This window comes from Alitiscatomonas aceti, from assembly GCF_025567195.1.
In the GTDB taxonomy this organism is placed as follows: Bacteria; Bacillota; Clostridia; order Lachnospirales; family Lachnospiraceae; genus Alitiscatomonas; species Alitiscatomonas aceti.
On record NZ_JAOQJF010000003.1, the window covers coordinates 23,603 to 44,046 of the forward strand.

Genomic DNA, 20,444 nt, shown 5'->3' on the forward strand with positions numbered 1-20,444 from the left:
GGTCAAATCGCCGTTTTTTGTGTAGCAGCTTCCGCTTCCAGCACTTTCATCATCTTGTCGGCTGCGGTATCGGTTGCGCCCTGCTTGAAGAAGCCGGAAACGGTAAGGACGGAGTTGCCCATGCGGATTTCCGTCACACAGTCCGGGCGGCGGTCACGCCCGAAACAGGTCTTTCCCTCTGCAAAGTAGAATTCCTTGCTCACATACCAGTACCGACACTTTCCCGATTTGCCAAAAATGGGCGCAAAAAAAGCAGCAAATCTTTTTCGGATTTACTGCTTCATGTGGCGCTGCGGTGCGGCGGGATATTCAGTTTTTATGGTAGTTCAGTGTGGCAAACCGGAAGTTATATGCCAATTTTATAGACTTTTAACTATATCGTATCTATTTTTTTCCAATCAATATTTCCATACTTAGTCAAGTACTCTTCATCACAATGTGCTGCCTCTAACGTTGCGAAAAAAAGTTCATGATCACTATCACCGGGTGTCATAGACGCAACTACTTTACATTCTAAGTTTACTGGACAGCCCATTAAAATCGGAGCATTTACCTTTTTACCTTTTTCCCAAACAAGATTTAGTGCTTCAAATTTGTCTTCATCCCTCCCAGACTTTGTTCCAAGGTAAAAATACTGTTTCCGCATTTCCTCTGTTGGCACATTAATCACAAACTCTTTTGTCTCCTTAATAATTGGATAAGAGAATTTTTCTGGCATAATTCCAATCATCAGCATACATGGACTTCCAGAAATCATAGCAGCACTACCTACTGCTAAAGCATTGTTACGACCTTCCTTATCACAACAAGATACAATCAAATTTGGCATTGGAATCAATGCGGAAGCAATTTTTGTCATTTCTTTCTTCATAAAAACTTTCCTTTCTTTTTTCTGAGCTTTTCAGTATAATGAAATTGATAAAAAAAATAGTAGCATTAAGGTTACTATATCACAATAAACACAATCTTGTCAATCGGAGGTGCTTTTATTTTGAATAGCGATTTTGATAGTAAATCTAAAATACAACAGACCCAACAAGCTCTTTTATGCCTTCTTCCCGAATGGAATTACCAGATTACAAAACCATTCAAACAAATGCTTCCTGATGGTGTCAGTATTGAAATGTATTACTGTCTGCGTGTTTTACAGCATTTAGGTGGATCTGCAACTATGACTGAGCTTGGTCAATTTACAAAAATGCCAAAGCAACAGACCACAAAAATGGTTAATCGTCTGTACGCACAAAACTTTATTATCCGAAAAACTGATTTTACAGACCGTCGATTTATTCAAATACAGCTTACAGATAAAGCCATACAATTTCTGAATTACATACTGTCGGATAATTCCCAGTGTTTTATGGAACTGCTACGCAAAATTCCAGATGATCGGTTAGATGATTTTATTGCTTCTATTCAAACAATTTCTCAAATCTTATCTCGCTCTGTTTAAATCAAAGCTGTTTATTGATTCTGCATCAGACTCTATAGATGCCGGACACATTACTGTTATAGAAAGCGTAGGGTATTACATAATTACCTTTCAAAAAATAGGCAGCCATACACTGTAGTGCATGACTGCCTTTCAACAAACCAAGATTTGCAACTTATTACTTTTATGTAATTTTCTTTGTATAAAAAAGACAAGTTAACGGAACTTGCTTTTTTTCCAAATCAAGAACAATTTGTCGCTCCTCTGACCGTTCAAAACCTCTATGCTCATAAAATTGATAAGTGCAAGCATTGTCTGTGTATAAATAAATATGCTTTCCTCTTTCGTCTTTTTCAAATGCAGACAGTAACGCTGTTCCAATACCTTTAATTTTGCAATCAGGGTCAGCGGCGAAAAAAATTATCTCTCCATCGGGATTGTTCTTTTGGCAAAAAGAATTATACATATCCTTATTTGCTTCGTCATATTCTCCAACACCTTTTCCTGCAACAAGATGTTGAAGCCAATCGAATATTTTCACATAGATTGCTTTTGGAATGCTATAATAGCGTTTCGTTTCATTCTTCATTTCTGCAAGTAAAACACCTACAAAAGTGCCATCAACATAGGCACCATAAACTTTTGTTGCACGATTTAATTCCATGAACCAAAAATACTTTGCATACAAATCTAAAATAATTTTGCTATCCATATACCAATCTAAGTGCATTCCTTGGATTGCGAATTTCTGTGCTTTTTTATAATCTTGTCTACGGATTTCTTTTATTTCAATCAATAAATCCACCTCTACAACTTCTAATTTGCTAAAATGATTTTATCATATCATCAATCCAAACTCAACGGTCAAGCCGGAACTTGAACAGGCTTTCAATCAGCTTTGTTGTGATGTAGTCCTCCATATCAGAGTTATAATAGCCGTTCATTTTGGAGAAATAGCGGATATATCCGGCATAGCGGTCAAGGACAGCCTGTATCACTATGGGGTCGCCCTCATGTGCCTTTATAATCGTGTCATAGGGGAGAAGTCGGTTACTCATGGGACAACACCTCCATTTCCTCTTTCAGCCGCTTCAAGGCAAGCTGGATATGCCGCCCGATTGTGCTGCGTGTCCAGCCGCTTTGTTCTCCGATTTCTTTCTGCGTCAAGTGCTGGAAGTAATACAAAAAGATTTCCTCCTGCGTCTGTTCCGGCAGTCCAGCAAGAGCCGCCGCAAGGGAACAGCTATCTAAAAATATCGTCTGCCCCCGGACAGAGAACGGATAAATTTCGCCATAGTCCGGCACTTGAAAATACTCGTCTGTGGTGCTTAGTGGGACAAACTTTTCTTCGGTCAAATATTCAAGGGAGATTTCCTGTTTCCACCTCGCTGCCAGCATACGGGCAGCGTCAAAGGACGCATGGCGAATAACAATCCGGCAATAGGTATCATGGGTATCGCGGATATGTTCTTGATAGGCTTCGTACTCAGTCATGGAAAATCCCCCTTTCTTCGATTATGGGAAAGGGCGGCAGCACTTTTTGCTGTCGCCCCTTGATTACCCACCAGCAAGGACAGGCGGGGCTGTCAACGGTGGGCGTAGCCCATTTACTTGCCGTTGACTGGCTCGGCTGGATTTGCTATTTCTGCTTCTTCTTCAAACAGGAAAGGAAACTACAAATTGCTGTGGCACACTGTTCCACACCGATTGAACTATCAATCAACAAGTCATAGTTGTGGGCTTCTCCCCAGCGCATATCGGAAATACTGTGATAATAGGCAGCTCTCGCTTCATCAGAGCGGCGAATATTTTTAACAGCTTCCGCTTGGGTATCTCCGTACACTTCCATAACCTTGTGGGTACGATATTCTTCCGACGCATAAATGAAAATTTTTACCACATTTTCATAGTTCCTCAGAACATAATCGGCAGCACGCCCTACAATCACACAAGAGCCTTGGTCTGCTATTTTTCGTATAATCTGTTCCTGTGCGGTAATCGCCTGTTGAACAACGCTTGTACTTAGGTACAAATCATGCAAAACCCCCGGCGAATTTGTATTAAGGTCTGAAATAAATTCCTTGTGCAAACCGCTTTCTTCTGCTGCCAATGCAGCCACTTCTTTGTAGTAAAACGGGATATTCAATTTCTCTGCAATCACTTTTCCGACTTGTTTTCCAGCAGAGCCATGTTCTCTTGCAATCGTGATAATAACACCCTTTTGGGACGGTTTCAGTGCCGATTTTACAAGCGGGACAGCTTCGGTGAATATTTCGCGCTATGAGAGCCATCGATACGCTTTTGAGATCCACCAGTACACACAAGTGATCCACCCTTGATCAGTTCATGCAATAGATCCGTCCCGATGCTGAAATGCCAGGTTTTTACTTCAGCTTTTCTTTTGTAGAATCTTTATTGGAGAAATAGTCTCCGATTCTACGAAAGGAGGCCGAAAACATGGCCAAAAAGATTAATGTGAAGCTGATACTGGAGCTTCGCAGTGCCGGGATGGGACGGAATGCAATCGCCACTAGCAGGCACATTTCCAAGAATTCTGTCGGTGATGTGTTCCACATCGCTGACAGGATGGGCATATCCTATGAGGACATCGCACAGATGGATGAGGATGCGGTTTACCGCAAGTTTTATCCGGACAAGTTTGCCCTGGAAAACCTGTATGACAAGCCAGATTACGAGTATGTCCACCAGGAACTGAAACGTACTGGGGTGACGCTGAAGCTCCTTTGGCAGGAATACTAGGACAAATGCAGGGCATCTGGCAACATTCCCATGGGATATACGAAATACTGCCAGGGCTACAGCGAATACACGATTATAAACAAGCTTACGAGCCACTTGGAGCATAAGCCCGGCGCTGCCGTGGAGGTAGATTGGTCAGGGCCTTCCATGGCCTATGTCGACACTTCCACAGGGGAGATCGTAACCGTATACCTGTTTGTAGGAACCCTGCCATACAGCCAGTACTCCTATGTGGAACCCTGCCGGGACATGAAGATGGACAGCTTTATCCGCGCCCACATCCATATGTATGAATTTTTCGGCGGGGTAGCAACGCGCCTTGTCTGCGATAACCTGAAGACGGGCGTTGTGTCCCATCCCAAAGAAGGGGAGGTCGTCCTGACTGTGGATTATGAAGCCATGGGCAGCCACTACCAGACAGCCATCATGCCGGCAAGTATCCGTAAACCCAAACAGAAAGCTTCCGTGGAAGGCACAGTGGGGAAGATTGCAACAGCGATCATCGCACGGCTAAGAAATGAGGCTTTTTACAGCTTTGAGGATCTGAAAGCTGCCGTTGCAAAAAAGCTCTACGGATTCAACCACGAGAGTTTCCAGAAACGTGAAGGGAGCCGCTACGACTCTTACCTGGATGAGAAGCCGTTCCTGCATCCACTGCCGTCTGTCCCTTATGAGATCGCCACGTGGGTCTATGGAAGAAAGGTAAACATTGACTACCATGTCGTCTTTGAGTATAACCGGTACTCTTGTCCTTACCAGTACGCCAGGAAGAGTGTTGACTTGAAGGTTACGGATAGCACCGTGGAGATCTACAGCGGTTCTGCCCGCATAGCCACGCATAATCGCTTCCCGTCTGGTCGGAGGAACCAGTATTCTACCCATCCGGAAGATATGCCGGATAAGTTCAAGTTTTCCCCATGGGATGATATCCGGATCAAAAACTGGGCAAGATCCATCGGCGATTATACAGCACAGGCGATTGACCGTATCTTTGAGGGGGTTCCCATAAAAGAACAGGGCTATACCCCTGCGCTGGCTGTCCTGAGACTGAGCAACAAATACTCCGAAGCACGCCTGGAAGCTGCCTGTGAGTTTGCCATCACCAGCGGGATTAAAAAGCCCCGTTACCACCATCTTAATTCGATCCTTGCATCCAATCAAGACAAGATTTACGTAGAGCGCAAAAAAGCAGATGCAAAGGAACATTCCCAGATGGGATACCTGAGGGGGAGCAGTTATTACGGAGGTGACAATGATGATCAATGAAGAGACCAGGCGCAAGCTGCGTGAAATTAATCTGGGTGAGGCAATCACGGGGCTGGAGGTACAGCAGGCGGATCCTGCGACAATAGCTCTGCCCTTCGACGAAAGGATGCAGCGGCTGGTGGATTACATCTACCAGGAGAAATATAACGGGAAGATACAGCGGCTGATCAAGTCAGCGAAACTTCGTTTTCCGCAGGCAAACCGGCAGGGAGTTATCTACGCCAACCGCGGATTAAACAGGGAACTCATTGAGAACCTGTTCAGCGGCCAGTACATCGATTTGCATCAGAGTGTCATCCTCCAGGGATTTACCGGTTCAGGGAAGACCTACTTAGCCTGTGCCCTGGGAAAAGAAGCCTGCCTGAACCATGTCAGGGTACGGTATGTCAGCCTGCCTGACCTGTTAATGGAGTATGGGGACTCCACCATAGTTGCCGGGAATCAAAGGAAGCTGCTTGAACGCTACAGCCGGATACCTCTCCTGATACTGGATGAGTGGCTTGTGTCCGACATATCAGATGCGGAACTCCACTTCCTGTTTGAGCTTATGGAGAGGCGTTCTGATACAACATCTACCATCTTCTGTACGCAATATCGTAAAGATGACTGGGTGAAACGTCTGGGCGAAGGAGTTCGGGCAGAAGCGATTGTAGATCGCTACGCATACACTGCTTTCTGGATTGAGACCGGCAGCACTAATATGCGGGAATACTGTGCTAAGCATAAAATGTAAAAACATATCGGCGGATCCCAAAAGCGTATTGCTGGGTCTGAGAGAAAAATCAATGGGTCTGAGCAAAGCTCAGACCCGGATCCCTTGGCGCGAAATAATCACTCTGGGACCGCCCGGAGAAACTGACACAGACAGCCAGGAAAGAGATTGCATCTTTCCTGGTTTTCGTTTATTATAATAAATACTAATTTTAAATTTTGACTTTATGTTCGGAGAAAGGTACAGACCCCCATGGCATGAAAGACGTATCCCGTCCAGGAGAGGGATACGGAGGGCGGTTCTGGATGTGATGCCGTTCCTGTTCCCGGAAACGGCAGATGAGAGGCTGATATTCAGATCCATGGTGAAATGGAGCACATCATGGCCCTGGCTGGCGCATGGGCGGATGCTACGACAACTGATAAGGAGGAATGACTTATGAAGCTGCTGGAACAATGCCAGAAATGGAATGAGGAAGATGAATTCCAGAAGATCATAGACACGCTGGAGGCCATCCCTGCCGGGGAGCGCACGCCAGAGATGGACAGCGAGCTGGCCCGGGCATACAGCAATCTGGCGGAGCCGGGAGACCGGGAGCTGTTCCAGAGGGCCATCGGCCTGCTGGAGCCCCATGAAGCCCGCCCCGGCGATACGGATCCCCAGGAACTGATCGACAACTGCCGCCGGTGTCTGGCTCTGCCGGGGTTTGAGAAGAATTTCCGGCAGCGGACAGAAGAGGCCTGGGCAGCTTTTGCCGGGATCGAGGCAGAGCTTTGCCGGATCATGGATACGGATGGGATGCGGGAGAGGGGAGAAGAACTGGTGGAGAAATGCCAGAAAGCCCTGGAGCTGGCCTTCTGTTCCCCCTCCTTTGAACTGGGCGTTGGCGGGGAGAAGTATGAGCTGATCCTCAGCGCCGACGGAAACCGGTCGGCCCTGTTCCCGCTGGTCTATTTCCAGCGCCGTGCGCCGGAGTCTGTGCTGGAGCACTGGAATATCCTGGTGGGACGTCAGCCCTCAGCGGGATTTTCTCTCCAGGCCGGGGAGCTCCAGGTGCAGGCGGAGGACGTGCTGGTCTGGACAGAGCCCAGGGAGGACAGGGTTTCCCTGGCTCTTTACTGTGAGAAGCTCCTGCCGCTGATGAAGGCGGAGGAAGATAAGGTATGGTGGCTGCTCTGTACCCTCACAGACCAGGTGCTGGGGGAGGTGTCCTCCATTGCTCTCATCCATGATCTGGATATTGCAAAACAGCCCAGGTCTGGAGCGGCGGTTCTGCTTTCTGAGCTTCCGGGGAAGCTTCGGGATATGGGATATACACGATGGGACGACGCCGGGGATTATCTGGAAAACAGCTATATTGTCTATGAGCTGGAGCCGGTGAAGGAACCCGAGGCCGACTGGCGTCTGGATGTGGGGGCCGGTTCAACCCGCCTGCCGGTCCTCATCAACGACTACATGAAGGCTGAGAGCGGAATCATGGACGATTACCACAGGGACGGTATTGCGGCCGGATTCCTGTGTTATCCACTGGATGGCTTTACCGGGGAAGGACGGGCGGAGGAAATTTTAACGTTCCGGGACGCCTTGCGGGAGTCGGTCCGGGAACATGTGGGAGAGGATGCAGTGACGTTTCTGGGAGGGGCCACCGGCCTGTATTACGGGTATCTGGATCTTATAGCCTGGGATCTGCCCGCTGTCCTGGATGCGGCCAGGGATTTTTTTGCCGGAACAGATCTGGCCTGGGGCGGATTCCACGTGTTCAGGAGGGATGTGGGGGCCGTCCGCCTGTGGGAACAGGAGGGAGAGCCCCAGGTGGATGCGGAGACCGGTTCCCTGCTTTCGGTCCAGGACATTGAAACGCTGGGATCCTTTGAGGATGGAATATCGGGGTATTTTGGGAAAATGCTCCAGTGGCTGGAGGACTTTATCGAGCGGGGCGTGGAGACGGGACGGTTTACCAGCCGGCAGGTCAGACAGGATTTTAAGATCGCCCTGTGGTATTCCTATGCCTGCAACAATCTGGATGAGTACAGATATTATTATAAGGCGGTCCAGTGGATGAAGGATTCAGAGAAAAACGCCGGGGGCTGTGCCACATGGTACTACCGGTACTCGGTGGCCCTGATGTACTGCGGCCGGCTGGAGGAGGCCCTGGATTATGCAGAAAAGGGGATCCGGGAGGAACCGGATTATCCATGGATCTGGCTGCAGGCGGCCAAGCTGCGGTCCCATTCCGGCGATAAAGCCGGAGCATTGGAGGCCGTGGCCCATGGTCTTAAGCTGGAGCCGGGCGATCATGAGTTCCTGACGCTCAAGAGAGAGATCGAGGCCGGGGAGCCGCTGGAGCGGATGGAATACCACTGGATCGATCCCGGAGCCGACCGGAATCTCCAACAGGGCCTGGATGAAGATGCCGATGAGAAGCAGCGGTCCATTTCCTGCATTACCGTCAATAGGGAAGGACTGGAACGGTTCTGGAATATTTTCGGGCCGAAACCAGAGCAGTATGCGCCAAACGGGCCGTTTACCCAGTTCCCTTATATAGTAAACGGACAGACCTTTGATCTGGTATTCCAGATGAACGAGGCTGGTATGTCCAGCCTCAGCGCAGACTGGCTGGAGCGGCTGGCGGGCTGGCTTAAGGAGGGGAGGTGGCTGGAACGGAACCACCCGGACGGCCGATTGGCCCGTCTGGATACGGTGCTGGTGGGACTGGATTATCATATGAGCCTGGTCTATCATCTGATGGAAGAGGACGAATATTTCCAGATATTCCTGCGTCCGGACGGGACCGAAAAGGAGGGCGCGTTCTGGTCCCCGGAGGAGAGCGGCGGGCCGGAGGTTTATACCATAGAAGAGATGGAAGCGGTGGAAGAGCATATCCAGAAGTATTTTGGGGAGATCGAGCATGTTTTCCATGAGCTGGTCTCGCCGGATATCCATGTGGACATCTGTGTGGTCCCTCTTGACAGGGAGCGGAATTATTATACGCTGGTCACCATGGGCATGGGAGCCCGCCAGATGCAGGTCCCGGAGGAGCTGGCGGAATACCGGCTGGAGCGGGCAGAGCTGGCCATTGCCCTGCCGCCGGACTGGAGACTGGACGAGGAGTCCATGAAGGATGAGCGGTGGTACTGGCCGGTCCGCCTGTTAAAGGTACTGGCCCGTCTGCCCATCCAGTCGGATACATGGCTGGGCTGGGGTCACACCATGGACAATCAAAGGCCCTTTGCGGAGGACACAAAGCTCTGTGGCGCGGTCCTGGCAGAGCCTCAGAATATCCAAAAGGAGGGCTTTTTCTGCCATCTTCCCGGCGGAGAGGAGATCAACTTCTACCAGGTCATCCCCCTGCACCGGGAGGAGCTGGAGTATAAGGTGGAACACAATGCGGAGGCCCTGTTGGAAAAGCTTGCGGAGGCGGACTTTGTAGTCCATCCGGACCGGCCGGCAGATCTTTTATAAAAAACTTTTCAGAACCCCTTGACTGTACTGTTGCTGTACGGTTTAAAATGACCGGGTGATCAGAAAACGGGAACAGGAAAGGAAGCGAAGAGATGAAAAAGATACATAAATTGGGGATGACGGCTGCCTGTACAGCCATTGCGGCCGGAGCACTGTGGCTTTGCTTTGGAGAGAAGATAAAGATCCTCCACACCTCCTTAAAAAGCTTTAAGGATGAAAACCTGGCGTATACCTTCCAGCATACTCCGGAGATCCAGCCCACAAAGAAAATAAGCCGGGGAGACAGTCCCTTCCAGTTTCTAAAGGAAGAAAACGTTTTCCTGGCGGACGGCTTCCGGTTTAAGGGCAGATTTTATCCCACAGAGGGATTTCTTGAGAATACAAAGACCTCGGCCTTGCTGGTGGTGAAGGACGATGTGATCAAATATGAAAAATATTTTTATGGAGGCAATCCCCAGACGCTGTTTTCGTCCAATTCCATGGGAAAATCCTTTGTTTCAGCTCTGATGGGGATCGCAGTAGCTGAAGGCGCTGTTGAAAGCATCGAGGATCCCATTGGAATGTATGTCCCGGAGTTTGCAGGGACGGATCTGGAGTCCATTCCGATCCGCGCCTGCCTGCAGATGGCTTCCGGGATCGATTTCAATGAGGATACGGATATGAGCCGGTTCTCCATGCGCACCCTCATGGGCACACCGTCCATGAAGGTGATCGCAGACCATGGGGTGCAGGAGGCGCCGTATACCCACCGCAGATATCAGAGCATTAATACAGAGATCCTGGGTCAGATCATTAAAAATGCCACCGGACGCAGCCTGGCGGAATATATGGAGGAGAAGCTCTGGAAACGGATCGGCGCAGAGCAGGACGCATACTGGACTCTGAGCAACGGGACGGAGCTGGCCATGGGAGGCTTAAGCGTCTCCCTCAGGGATTATGCACGGTTTGCACGGCTTTATCTGAACGGGGGCAGCTTCCATGGGGAGCAGATCCTCACAAAAGAATGGGTGAGGGACAGCATGGATGTCAGCGCAGCCTATTCCAGGCCCGGGGCAAACCAGGACGTCTATAACGCCATTGGATATGGGTACCAGTGGTGGGTGCCGGAAGGGGATCGGGGAGAGTTCATGGCCATCGGCGTTTACGGCCAGTGGATGTATGCAGATCCCTCCAGGCAGATCATCATAGTAAAGACCAGTGCGGATCCGGATTTTATGTCCCAGGACTATGAGCTGAAGCATGTGGAATTTTTCCGGGCCATTGCAGGCGGACTATTATAAAGCCCCCTGCCGTCTGGCCGCCTCTCTTAGGATATCCACGCTGGCTCCTGGGATCCGGCCCAGATGGTCGGGGCCCACATTCAGAAGATAGTTAATGCCCAGGCCGTTTAATTTCTTCCGGATGGCCAGGATGGTCTCGGCACTTTTCCAGTCCTGGTCCCAGGCACAGTAGCCCCAGCTGTGGTTTAAGGTGGCGGCGGTTTCGTAAAGGCCGTAGGGAGAGGGCTTTAAGCCGTCGCAGCCATTGAGATCCAGCCCGGCGGGATCCAGCTCCCCGTCTCCGGGAATGGAATCCGGGATCTCGTTGTCCCCCAGAGAAACGTAATCATAAGCGCCGTTGCCCAGCCGGGAGTTGATCAGACAGTCCGGCTGGTATTTTTTTACCAGATCGAAAAGCTCACGGCTCTGGGAGTCCCGGATGGTCATGGGCACATCAAACCAGATCAGGCACAGCTCCCCATAATTTCTTAAGATCTCCTCCACCTGGGGGCGGATCTTGTTTTCAAAACAGATATCGAAGTTTTTTTTCGCATTATCGGGAAAATCCCAGTCGTTGCACCAGGACTGGCCGGCGCAGGGGATATGGCCGGAGAGATAGCCGCCGCCGTGCTCCTCATGCCAGTCCAGATCCTGGGAGTAGTAGAGACCGAATTTCAGACCATGCTTATAACAGGCCTCGGCCAGCTCTCCCACCACGTCGCGGCCAAAGGGCGTGGCATCCACCACGTTGAAGCGGTCGGCCCTGGAATGGAAGAGGGCGAAGCCGTCGTGGTGCTTGCTGGTCATGACGAAATACTTCATCCCGCATTCCTTTGCCAGACGGATCCACTGGTCCGCGTTAAAATACACCGGGTTAAAGGCCGTTGCCAGCTTGTCGTATTCTGCCATGGGGATCCGTTGGTTGGCCTGGATCCATTCCGCATAGCTGCTGCTTTTTTTTCCGTTCCATTCTCCGCCCAGAAGGGAATACAGTCCCCAGTGGGCCATCATGCCGTACTGGGCCTCTTTAAACCATTTTCTCATATCCATTTCCAATACCTCCGGTAAAAGCTGTTGTGTTTTCATGGGCATGACTATATAATAAATTTTAGAATAAGTACATGGGATTTTTGTACAGAAAGATGGACTTTTTGGATGGATGGAATTTTTGAATGTCCGTTTCTTACGGGAAACTGGGGCTCTCTAAGCCTAAATCTCCTGGAAGCGGCTATGTTTTACGGAGATACGTCATGGAATTTTCCAAATACCAGGTCACCGTTCAACCGGATCTATTTTATGATGGACGGGGAGGCATACCTGGAAAATGAGGAGGAGCGGGTGGAGCTTCTTCCGGGAAACGTGTACCTGGTCCCGGCGGAGTGCCGGTACAGCTACGTGTGTCCCAGCACCATGCAGAAGTTTTATATCCACTTTACCATGGAGCTGCTCCCAGGAGTGGATCTGTTCAGCCATCTGGGGAAGGTCTGGGGGCTTCCTTATGAATGGGATTTTTTAGAGGACATTCTGGGAGCCGTCCAGAAGGAATCCGTCGGAGGCCTCCTTTATCTGAAGGCGGTATTTTCACGCCTGGTCTATGACTTTTTTGAACAGGGAGCAGGGGGCGACGGGTATCTGGAGTCCTTCCGGGGATTTTACCGCCAGAGGTCGGTCCTGGATTATCTGGAGGGGCATCTGAGCGCAGGGCTCCGTATCCAGGAGCTGGCGGATGCCATGGATATGCCGGTCCATCAGCTTTCCAGGTCCTTCCAGCAGGATACAAAGATGGGATTAAAAGAATATATGTCCCGGCAGCTGGCCCAGAGGGCCAGGCAGATGCTGGGACATACGGATATGCCGGTGTGGGAGGTGGCGGAAACGCTGGGATTTACAGATCCATACTATTTTTCGCGTTTTTTTAAAAAATATGAAAAATTATCCCCCCGGGAATACCGGAAGCTGCGGTTTTAACCACAGCCTGCGGCTATTCCAGAGGCTGGATGTAGAAATTTCCTATCACGTCGCTGGAGTTTAACACGCTGACGAAGGTGCCGGGGTAATGGGCCAGGATCTGTTTCCGCACCTTCCGCACATCGCTGTCGGAAAGCACTGTGTAGATCAGGTACTTTTTATGGGCGCTGTAAAAGCCCATGCCTTTAAAGATCGTGCTGCTGTGATGGGTCAGCTCCAGGATGTCAGCGGAAATGGATGCCGGATCCTCGGTGATGATCAGCAGGGTCTTTTTATGGTATTTTTTATAAAAGGTATTGATCACCTGGGTATTACAGAACTGGAAGATGATCGAATACAGGGCCTTATCCATACCAAACAGGAAGCCGGAGGTCAGGATCACGGCAGCGCTGAAGAGCAGCATGTAATTAAAGGTAGAGATCTTATATTTTGCGGATAAGGTCATGGCAATAAAATCTGTGCCGCCGCTGCTGGCATTGTTGTTGAGGATCAGGCTCATTCCCAGGCCGTTGATGATGCCGCCGAATACGGAGATCAGCAGGATATCGCCGGTGATGGGAGTTATGGGAAGCTGGTCTACCAGGACAGAGACCACCACGATGCTGATACAGGAAAGGATCGTAAACTTTTTCCCAACAAAGCGGTAGGCCAGCATTGCCGGAATGGCATTAAAAAATACGTTTAACAGTGTAAACGGGATCTTAAGGCCGAAGAAGGTCAGGGCCACCCTCTGGATCAGCTTGGAGAGTCCGGAAAAACCGCCGGGCACCAGGCCTCCCTGTTCCACGAAGGTGTTCATGTTGATGGCCAGGATGGCGCTTCCGGCCAGGATCAGTAAAAAGGAGAGGATCTCCTTAAGGTCTGTTTTTTTCTTTTCCATAGTACCTCCTAAAATGGAATTGTGGTCTATATCATACCATTTTGGCTTTGGCTCTGCAATCGCAAAATGAAAAACATTGGAAATTAATAAGGAGGGGATCGCTGATGTATATTGCAGATCTGCATATTCATTCCCGGTATTCCAGGGCCACCAGCCGGGAGCTGACGCCGGAGACCCTGGAGCTTTCTGCCAGGCGAAAGGGGATCCGTCTTTTAGGCACAGGAGATTTTACCCATCCTGCCTGGCGGGCTGAGCTGGAGGAAAAGCTGGTCCCGGCAGAGGACGGGCTCTGCCGGCTGAAGAAGGAGTATATGCGGGAGCCGGGAGAGGGAGAAGCGTGCAAAGGGACCCGGTTTGTGGTTTCCGGGGAGATCAGTTCCATTTATAAACAGGACGGCAGGGTCCGGAAGGTCCACAGCCTGATCCTGCTGCCGGGACTGGAGGAGGCAAAGCTTTTATCGAAACGGCTGGAGGCCATCGGGAATATCCACTCAGACGGACGGCCGATCCTGGGGCTTTCCTGCCGCGATCTCCTGGAGATCATGCTGGAGACATGTCCGGACGGCATCTTCGTTCCGGCCCATATCTGGACACCGCATTTTTCCATGTTCGGGGCCTGCTCCGGCTTCGATACGGTGGAGGAGTGCTTCGGGGACCTGGCTCCCCATATCCATGCGGTGGAAACGGGGCTTTCCTCAGATCCGCCCATGAACTGGCGGCTTTCGGCTCTGGACCGTTTCCAGCTTATTTCCAATTCCGACGCCCACTCTCCTGCAAAGCTGGGAAGAGAAGCGAACCTGCTGGATACAGAGCTGTCCTATGCGGGGCTTAAGAGAGCGGTGGAAACGGGGAACGGACTGGCCGGCACCATTGAGTTTTTTCCTGAGGAGGGAAAGTACCATTTTGATGGCCACCGGAAATGCCATATCTGCATGAGTCCTTTGGAGGCGGAGAGCCATGGAGGGATCTGTCCGGTATGTAAAAAGAAGATGACCATGGGCGTCTCCCACCGGATCGATCAGCTGGCTGACCGGCCGGAGGGCTTCCTGCCGGAGAGAAGAAAGCCCTTTGAGAGCCTGGTCCCGCTGCCGGAGGTGATCGCCGCTTCCACCGGGAGGTCTGCGGCCAGTAAAAGGGTACAGGAGGAATATCTGGATATGCTCTGGGTGCTGGGGACGGAATTTGAGATCCTCCGGGAAGTGCCCATCGAGGACATTCTCCGCCATTTTGGACGTCTGGCGGCAGAAGGAATCCGGCGCCTCAGGAACGGGGAGGTCACACGGCTTCCGGGCTTTGACGGGGAGTACGGAACGATCCGGCTGTTCCGGCCGGACGAGCTGGAAAACCCCGATGGACAGATGACCATGGCCGGGATCTTTGGAGCCGGGGGAGGAGAGTCCCGGGCTTCTGATGACAGAAAGGAAGACAGGAGAGAGGCCTGTGATACCGGGGACCTGGAGCTGGCAGGAAAGATCCGTGACACCAGTGTCCGGGCCGGGGCAGAGGGCATGGATGGAAATATCCTGGAAGCGGATTTCCTGGCCCGCCTCAATGAGGAGCAGCGCCGGGCGGCAGAGCACACGGCCCGTGCCGTGGCCGTGATCGCGGGGCCGGGAACAGGAAAGACCGGAACCCTGGCGGCCAGGATCCGCTGCCTTACAGAGCTCCGCCGCGTAAAGCCGTCGGAGATCACAGCGGTCACCTTTACGAACCAGGCAGCCGGGGAGCTGAAGGAACGCCTCCGGAGGGAAATGCCGAACCGGAGCGCCGCGGGACGGATCCAGACGGGAACCTTCCATTCCATCTGTCTGGCGCTTTTAAAGGCAGCGGGTAAGGAGACCGTGCTGGCAGACGGCCTGGAGTGCCAGAAGCTGGCGGAGGCAGTCATTGAAGACATGGGACTGAAGCTCCGTTCTTCGGAGCTTTTAAGGGCAGTATCGGAGGAGAAGACAAAAAGGATCCTGGGAGCAGGAGAAGCGGAACCCATGTCCGAGGGGCTCAGAAAAGCGGCAGGGGCCTATGAAGAGCGGATGCGGGAGCAGGGGCTCATGGATTTTGACGATCTTCTGACGGAGGCTCTGGGGCTTCTGTACCTGGCATCAGAGCCGGTTCGGAAATTCTGCCGCCGGTTCCGATATCTTCTGGTGGATGAGTTTCAGGATATCAGCCCCCTGCAATACCGGCTGATCCTGGCATGGAACCGGGAGGGGGACGAGCTTTTTGTGATCGGGGATCCGGACCAGTCCATATACGGCTTCCGGGGATCAGATCCGGAATGCTTTGCCCGCCTTATGGAGGATTTTCCGGAAACGGAGGTGATCCGGCTCCGGGAAAATTACAGGTCCACGGCGTGGATCACAACCGCCGCCTGCGGCATGATCTCGAAGAATCCAGGTGAGAAAAGGGAACTGCTTCCTATGGCAGGAAATGGCCTGCCGGTCCGCGTGCTGACGGCGTCCGGCAGACGCTCCGAGGGGATCGCTGCCGCCAGGGAGATCAGCCGGATGGTGGGCGGCATCGACATGCTGGATGCCGGGGAACGGGCCCGTTCTGGAGAGGAACCGATCCGAAGCTTTTCAGATATCGCGGTGCTGTGCCGGACCAACCGCCAGGTGGAGGAAATGGAGGAGTTTCTGAAAACCGAGGGGATCCCGTATACGGTCACTGGAAAGGGCTCGTTTCTGGAAGAGGAGAACGTACAGAGGGCTCTGAAGTTTTTCCGGGCGCTGTACGGAAACGGGACAGAAGACTCACCAGAAGAAGGGAGCTGGGATCCGGCGCTTTTGGAGGCATACAGGCCATTGAAAAAGAAACGGCCGGCGGCGCTGGTGGAAAAATGGAGCCGGGACATGGGACTGGACGGAGATGAGGCGGTGGAAAAGCTTTCGGCCATGGCTGTCTTCCATAAGACCATGGAGGAATTTTTATACCTGCTGGATTTTGGAGAGGAAGGAGACCTGATGCGGCGGGGAGGAGGCTGCTGTACGGCGGATACTGTCTCCCTCATGACGCTCCATGGGTCCAAGGGCCTGGAGTTTCCGGCAGTGATCCTCTACGGGGTCCGGAAGAATTCGATCCCTCTGGAGTATTTTAAAAACAGAAAGGCTGGATCCGGGCCGGAAGAAGGAGATCCGGAAGCCGGACTCCAGGAGGAGCGGCGTCTATTTTATGTGGGAATGACCAGAGCGAAGGAGGAGCTGGTCATTCTGACCTCTGGGGAGCCGTCCGTATTCCTTTCAGAGCTGCCGGAAGAGGCTCTTTTGCGGGAAACGGTACGGGGACCGGGGGAGATGGAGATGAAGCAGCTGAGTTTGTTTGATTTTATGTAGGAGGGGGAATGGTTATGGAGAGATATCTGGGACATACATGTGGAGACAGGGTCCAGACGGTAAAGGAACATCTGGAAGGGACGGCCGTGCTGTCCGGTGAATTCGCGTCCCGGTTTGGAAAACGTGATTGGGGGTATTGCTGCGGCCTTCTCCATGATATTGGAAAGTATTCAGCAGCATTCCAGAAAAAAATAACGGAGAACAGCGACAGGCGGGTGGATCATTCCAGCGCCGGAATGCAGGTGTGCTTTGAAAAAGGCGGTATGTATGGATTTATGGGGTATTGCATTGCCGGGCACCATGCCGGACTTCCCAATTATGGAGCACCGACGGATGATGCCGGTTCTTCCAGCTTGTGTGGGAGGAGAAAAAGGAAGCTGGAGGATTATCAGGCTTACCGGAACGAGATCAAGATTCCCGAACTGGCATCCGTTCCTTTTGACGTAAAAAAAGCCCATGACCCGGATTTTTCCATGAGTGTGTTCATACGGATGCTCTATTCCTGCCTTGTGGATGCGGATTTTCTGGACACAGAAACGTTTATGAAGGAAGGAGAGACGGGAAGGATTCCTGGAGACTCCCTGGAAGTTCTTTTGGAACGGCTTGAAACGTATATTTCGGATTGGCTGGAAAGCAATGAGGAGGAGACTGTCAATGGGAGAAGAACGGAAATCCTGAGACATTGCCTGGAGTCCGGCTCCATAGATAGGGGACTGTTCCGTCTGACAGTACCGACTGGCGGAGGAAAAACGATCTCGTCACTGGCATTTGCCCTGCGTCATGCTGTAAAGCATGGGATGGACCGGGTGATCTATGTGATCCCGTATACCAGCATCATCGAACAGAACGCCGCTGTATTCCGGGAAATCCTGGGAGATTCAAATGTTCTGGAGCACCACAGCAATATGGACGATTTTACGGCAGAGGGACTGGAGGAAACAGAGGAATTAAAGGCCATGCATCTGGCGGCGGAGAACTGGGATAAGCCAGTAATCGTGACGACCAATGTGCAGTTTTTTGAGTCCTTGTATGGAAGCCGGTCTTCCAGGTGCAGAAAACTCCATAATATTGCCAACAGCGTGATCATTTTTGACGAAGCCCAGATGCTTCCGACGGATTATCTGAAGCCATGTACGGCGATGATCGAGGAGCTGATTGCCAATTACCGGGTCAGCGCAGTTCTCTGTACAGCCACACAGCCGGCGCTGCGGCCTTTTTTTCCAAAGGAAAGGCACATCACAGAGCTTTGTCCCCGTATGGAAGAGCAGTTCCGTTTTTTTAAACGGACGACCTTCTGTGACCTCGGAACTGTATCAAAAAGTCAGCTGGAGGAGCATCTGAGTGCGGAAAGAAAGGCACTTTGTATCGTAAATACCAGGAGACAGGCACAGGAGCTTTATAAGGAACTGAAGGGCGAGGGCGTTTATCATCTTTCAACGTCCATGTACCCAAGCCACCGGAGACGGGTCCTGGAGGAAATAAAAACGCGTCTGGACGATGGAAGAAAGTGTCTTGTTGTTTCCACAAGTCTGGTGGAGGCAGGAGTGGATCTGGATTTTGATACTGTATACCGCGAGCTTGCAGGCGTGGATTCCATGATCCAGGCGGCAGGAAGGTGCAACCGGGAAGGAAAAAGAGGAGCCGGAGAAAGCAACGTTTTTACATTCTCTCTGGAGGGAGAAAAGACACCTCCCGGTCAGGCCCAGCAGACCGGTATAGCGAAAAGCCTTTTAGAGGAAGGAATGGAGTTTTCTTCCACTGGATCCGTGGAAGAATATTTCCGGCGTCTTTATCATGTGAGGGATGAGAGCCTGGATAAAAAGAAGATCCTGGAGGCGTTTAAAAATAAGAGCTATCCGTTTGCTACGGTTGGAAAAGAGTTCCGTCTGATCGAGGAGGAATCGATTTCAGTTGTGGTAGCAAGGGAAGAAGAGGCAGAAGAACTTGTGAGGCAGATCCATGTAAGGGGATGCACCAGGGAAGATCTGCGCAGACTCCAGCAATATTGTGTGCCTGTGCATAAGGATGTACTTGATAAGCTGTCGGGGGCAGGGATGATCCGGCCTGTTTTAGAGGAACTGGGAAATCTCTATGAACTGACAGCGAAGGAACGATATACCGATGAGATGGGGCTGGATCTGGAGATAGAGACAGGGATCGCCAGCTTTTTTTAGGAGATCCGGAAGGGAGTATTTTCACAGAACAACTAAAATGGCAGCAGCGGCAGGGAACCCGAAAGGATTCCCTGCCGCTGCGATTGTCAGCGTTACGACTAACCTTAATATTTCAATCCCCGGGATTTCGTTTGAAAAAGAAAAACCCGACAGATAGATGGTATAGTAAATCCTAAAAAATTTCAAGTACAATTTTTGGAAACATATAATATTTCATTAATGTTAACGTAATAAAAATGTTGAAATTTCATGAAGGATGTAGTATAGTAAAAACAGAAGAAAAGGAGGCGCATATGTTATTATACCATGGCAGCAGTGAGACCGTAGAATTTCCCGAAATCAGAAAGGCCAGATTTAATAAGGATTTTTATTTTGGCTTTTACTGCACCCAGTACCGGGAGCAGGCTGTAAGGTGGGCATCCCGGTATGGGAAAACAGGTTTTATAAATACTTATGAATACACGCCGGATCCGGGGCTGAACTATCTGGTGTTTGAAATGATGACAGAAGAATGGCTGGATTTTATCGTATCCTGCCGCAGGGGGATCTCCCACACCTATGATATTGTGGAAGGGCCCATGGCAGATGATACGATCTATAATTATATTCAGAATTTTATGGACGGAAAGATATCCAGAGCCGCATTCTGGGAGCTTGCCCGGTTTAAATACCCGACTCATCAGATCAGTTTCCATACGGTGTCGGCGCTGGATACGCTGCAATTTATAAAAAGCGAGGAAGCATATGGCAGAGAAAAATAATGACAGGCTTTTTTTTACATGCAGTCTGATCGAGTTTATGGGAAGAAGGTTAAAAAGAAGCAGGGAAGAGATCACCGATATTCTGGGAAAAGAGCGGCTGGAGCGGATCTATGAATACGCGGATGTATTCCACTGTGAGCCGATGGAAAAGGTATCGGAAACATTTATCGAAGAAACAGGGGCGGAAATGGGGGGATTTGATAACGTTAAGAAATGCAGATATATGGTTCCCGATTATTGGGATATCGGAGAGGTATATGAACGGCTGATCGAGGACTGTTACAGCGACGGAGACATTTTAAAGGGGATCTGGGAGGTATATCATTCCTGGATCAATGCCAGTATATCGGATTTTAATACGGATTTCTATTACCAGCCCAGAGACTATATCGCGGCATGCTATCAGGCAGGGGAGGTTTTGTAAAGGGCAGAAAAGGAGAA

At 50.9% G+C, this 20,444-nt stretch carries 19 protein-coding genes; 11 read left to right on the forward strand and 8 right to left on the reverse strand.

Annotated elements, in window-relative coordinates:
• Nucleotides 1–2: 2 nt before the first annotated feature.
• Together OCV69_RS01865 and OCV69_RS01870 are read right to left on the reverse strand one after the other, a co-directional pair.
• Nucleotides 3–203 carry a transposon-encoded TnpW family protein gene (locus tag OCV69_RS01865; protein ID WP_331485608.1) on the reverse strand — a complete coding sequence of 67 codons (201 nt, stop codon included), beginning with the start codon at nucleotides 201–203 and terminating at the stop codon, nucleotides 3–5.
• Nucleotides 204–373: 170 nt separating this feature from the next.
• Nucleotides 374–871 (reverse strand): flavin reductase family protein, encoded by a 498-nt coding sequence (locus OCV69_RS01870; RefSeq protein WP_158357172.1) that lies wholly within the window; start codon nucleotides 869–871, stop codon nucleotides 374–376.
• 120 nt (nucleotides 872–991) lie between these two features.
• On the opposite strand from OCV69_RS01870, the gene OCV69_RS01875 reads away from it, so the two are divergent.
• Nucleotides 992–1,453, forward strand: coding sequence for a MarR family winged helix-turn-helix transcriptional regulator (locus OCV69_RS01875; protein ID WP_158357174.1), 462 nt, complete (start codon nucleotides 992–994; stop codon nucleotides 1,451–1,453).
• Nucleotides 1,454–1,616: 163 nt separating this feature from the next.
• Here OCV69_RS01875 and OCV69_RS01880 read toward each other — a convergent pair whose 3' ends face one another.
• The 4 genes from OCV69_RS01880 to OCV69_RS01895 form a co-directional block, all read right to left on the reverse strand.
• Nucleotides 1,617–2,237 carry a GNAT family N-acetyltransferase gene (locus OCV69_RS01880; RefSeq protein WP_331485610.1) on the reverse strand — a complete coding sequence of 207 codons (621 nt, stop codon included), beginning with the start codon at nucleotides 2,235–2,237 and terminating at the stop codon, nucleotides 1,617–1,619.
• 52 nt (nucleotides 2,238–2,289) lie between these two features.
• A complete protein-coding gene (locus OCV69_RS01885; protein WP_158357176.1) occupies nucleotides 2,290–2,490 on the reverse strand; it encodes a helix-turn-helix domain-containing protein in 201 nt (66 codons plus the stop codon).
• Entirely contained in the window at nucleotides 2,483–2,926 is a 444-nt protein-coding gene (locus tag OCV69_RS01890) for a sigma-70 family RNA polymerase sigma factor (protein WP_158357178.1), read from the reverse strand. The genes OCV69_RS01885 and OCV69_RS01890 overlap by 8 nt, the downstream gene beginning before the upstream one ends.
• 145 nt (nucleotides 2,927–3,071) lie before the next feature.
• Complete coding sequence (locus OCV69_RS01895; protein ID WP_158357180.1) at nucleotides 3,072–3,704, reverse strand: cytidylate kinase-like family protein; 633 nt, start codon at nucleotides 3,702–3,704, stop codon at nucleotides 3,072–3,074.
• A gap of 185 nt (nucleotides 3,705–3,889) precedes the next feature.
• Here OCV69_RS01895 and OCV69_RS01900 point away from each other — a divergent pair, with 185 nt between their 5' ends.
• From OCV69_RS01900 to OCV69_RS01920, 5 genes are all read left to right on the forward strand, one after another.
• A complete protein-coding gene (locus OCV69_RS01900) occupies nucleotides 3,890–4,192 on the forward strand; it encodes a hypothetical protein (RefSeq protein WP_262562930.1) in 303 nt (100 codons plus the stop codon).
• 30 nt (nucleotides 4,193–4,222) lie between these two features.
• Entirely contained in the window at nucleotides 4,223–5,458 is a 1,236-nt protein-coding gene (gene istA, locus OCV69_RS01905; RefSeq protein WP_262562931.1) for an IS21 family transposase, read from the forward strand.
• Entirely contained in the window at nucleotides 5,445–6,191 is a 747-nt protein-coding gene (locus OCV69_RS01910) for an ATP-binding protein (RefSeq protein ID WP_262562932.1), read from the forward strand. The genes istA and OCV69_RS01910 overlap by 14 nt, the downstream gene beginning before the upstream one ends.
• Before the next feature lie 417 nt (nucleotides 6,192–6,608).
• On the forward strand, nucleotides 6,609–9,632 hold the full coding sequence (locus tag OCV69_RS01915) for a suppressor of fused domain protein (protein WP_158357182.1): 3,024 nt from the start codon (nucleotides 6,609–6,611) through the stop codon (nucleotides 9,630–9,632).
• A gap of 92 nt (nucleotides 9,633–9,724) precedes the next feature.
• Nucleotides 9,725–10,912, forward strand: coding sequence for a serine hydrolase domain-containing protein (locus tag OCV69_RS01920; RefSeq protein ID WP_158357185.1), 1,188 nt, complete (start codon nucleotides 9,725–9,727; stop codon nucleotides 10,910–10,912).
• On the opposite strand, the gene OCV69_RS01925 is transcribed toward OCV69_RS01920, so the two are convergent.
• Nucleotides 10,907–11,941 (reverse strand): alpha-L-fucosidase, encoded by a 1,035-nt coding sequence (locus OCV69_RS01925; protein WP_158357187.1) that lies wholly within the window; start codon nucleotides 11,939–11,941, stop codon nucleotides 10,907–10,909. The two genes, OCV69_RS01920 and OCV69_RS01925, sit on opposite strands and share 6 nt — an antisense overlap.
• A gap of 105 nt (nucleotides 11,942–12,046) precedes the next feature.
• Here OCV69_RS01925 and OCV69_RS01930 point away from each other — a divergent pair, with 105 nt between their 5' ends.
• Entirely contained in the window at nucleotides 12,047–12,859 is an 813-nt protein-coding gene (locus OCV69_RS01930) for a helix-turn-helix domain-containing protein (RefSeq protein ID WP_158357189.1), read from the forward strand.
• 13 nt (nucleotides 12,860–12,872) lie between these two features.
• Here the strand turns inward: OCV69_RS01930 and OCV69_RS01935 are convergent, their stop codons facing one another.
• The gene (locus OCV69_RS01935; RefSeq protein ID WP_158357191.1) at nucleotides 12,873–13,739 is read right to left on the reverse strand and encodes a YitT family protein; all 867 of its coding nucleotides are present in this window, start codon (nucleotides 13,737–13,739) and stop codon (nucleotides 12,873–12,875) included.
• Nucleotides 13,740–13,843: 104 nt separating this feature from the next.
• Between OCV69_RS01935 and OCV69_RS01940 the strand changes: the two genes are divergently transcribed.
• The 4 genes from OCV69_RS01940 to OCV69_RS01955 all read left to right on the forward strand — a co-directional run bounded on the left by OCV69_RS01940 (nucleotide 13,844) and on the right by OCV69_RS01955 (nucleotide 20,427).
• Entirely contained in the window at nucleotides 13,844–17,068 is a 3,225-nt protein-coding gene (locus tag OCV69_RS01940; protein ID WP_158357193.1) for a UvrD-helicase domain-containing protein, read from the forward strand.
• A gap of 14 nt (nucleotides 17,069–17,082) precedes the next feature.
• A complete protein-coding gene (gene cas3, locus OCV69_RS01945) occupies nucleotides 17,083–19,242 on the forward strand; it encodes a CRISPR-associated helicase Cas3' (protein WP_158357196.1) in 2,160 nt (719 codons plus the stop codon).
• Between the two features lie 293 nt (nucleotides 19,243–19,535).
• Nucleotides 19,536–20,003 carry a DUF3990 domain-containing protein gene (locus tag OCV69_RS01950; RefSeq protein ID WP_158357198.1) on the forward strand — a complete coding sequence of 156 codons (468 nt, stop codon included), beginning with the start codon at nucleotides 19,536–19,538 and terminating at the stop codon, nucleotides 20,001–20,003.
• Nucleotides 19,987–20,427 (forward strand): hypothetical protein, encoded by a 441-nt coding sequence (locus OCV69_RS01955; RefSeq protein ID WP_158357200.1) that lies wholly within the window; start codon nucleotides 19,987–19,989, stop codon nucleotides 20,425–20,427. Before OCV69_RS01950 ends, OCV69_RS01955 begins: the two co-directional genes overlap by 17 nt.
• Nucleotides 20,428–20,444 lie beyond the last annotated feature (17 nt).

Bases quoted from the DNA above. Each gene is read 5' to 3' on its own strand.
- OCV69_RS01870 (WP_158357172.1), bottom strand. From the start codon at position 871: ATGAAGAAAGAAATGACAAAAATTGCTTCCGCATTGATTCCAATGCCA.
- OCV69_RS01885 (WP_158357176.1), bottom strand. From the start codon at position 2,490: ATGAGTAACCGACTTCTCCCCTATGACACGATTATAAAGGCACATGAG.
- OCV69_RS01890 (WP_158357178.1), bottom strand. From the start codon at position 2,926: ATGACTGAGTACGAAGCCTATCAAGAACATATCCGCGATACCCATGAT.
- OCV69_RS01900 (WP_262562930.1), top strand. From the start codon at position 3,890: ATGGCCAAAAAGATTAATGTGAAGCTGATACTGGAGCTTCGCAGTGCC.
- istA (WP_262562931.1), top strand. From the start codon at position 4,223: ATGGGATATACGAAATACTGCCAGGGCTACAGCGAATACACGATTATA.
- OCV69_RS01910 (WP_262562932.1), top strand. From the start codon at position 5,445: ATGATGATCAATGAAGAGACCAGGCGCAAGCTGCGTGAAATTAATCTG.
- OCV69_RS01915 (WP_158357182.1), top strand. From the start codon at position 6,609: ATGAAGCTGCTGGAACAATGCCAGAAATGGAATGAGGAAGATGAATTC.
- OCV69_RS01920 (WP_158357185.1), top strand. From the start codon at position 9,725: ATGAAAAAGATACATAAATTGGGGATGACGGCTGCCTGTACAGCCATT.
- OCV69_RS01925 (WP_158357187.1), bottom strand. From the start codon at position 11,941: ATGGATATGAGAAAATGGTTTAAAGAGGCCCAGTACGGCATGATGGCC.
- OCV69_RS01930 (WP_158357189.1), top strand. From the start codon at position 12,047: ATGGATGGAATTTTTGAATGTCCGTTTCTTACGGGAAACTGGGGCTCT.
- OCV69_RS01935 (WP_158357191.1), bottom strand. From the start codon at position 13,739: ATGGAAAAGAAAAAAACAGACCTTAAGGAGATCCTCTCCTTTTTACTG.
- OCV69_RS01940 (WP_158357193.1), top strand. From the start codon at position 13,844: ATGTATATTGCAGATCTGCATATTCATTCCCGGTATTCCAGGGCCACC.
- cas3 (WP_158357196.1), top strand. From the start codon at position 17,083: ATGGAGAGATATCTGGGACATACATGTGGAGACAGGGTCCAGACGGTA.
- OCV69_RS01950 (WP_158357198.1), top strand. From the start codon at position 19,536: ATGTTATTATACCATGGCAGCAGTGAGACCGTAGAATTTCCCGAAATC.
- OCV69_RS01955 (WP_158357200.1), top strand. From the start codon at position 19,987: ATGGCAGAGAAAAATAATGACAGGCTTTTTTTTACATGCAGTCTGATC.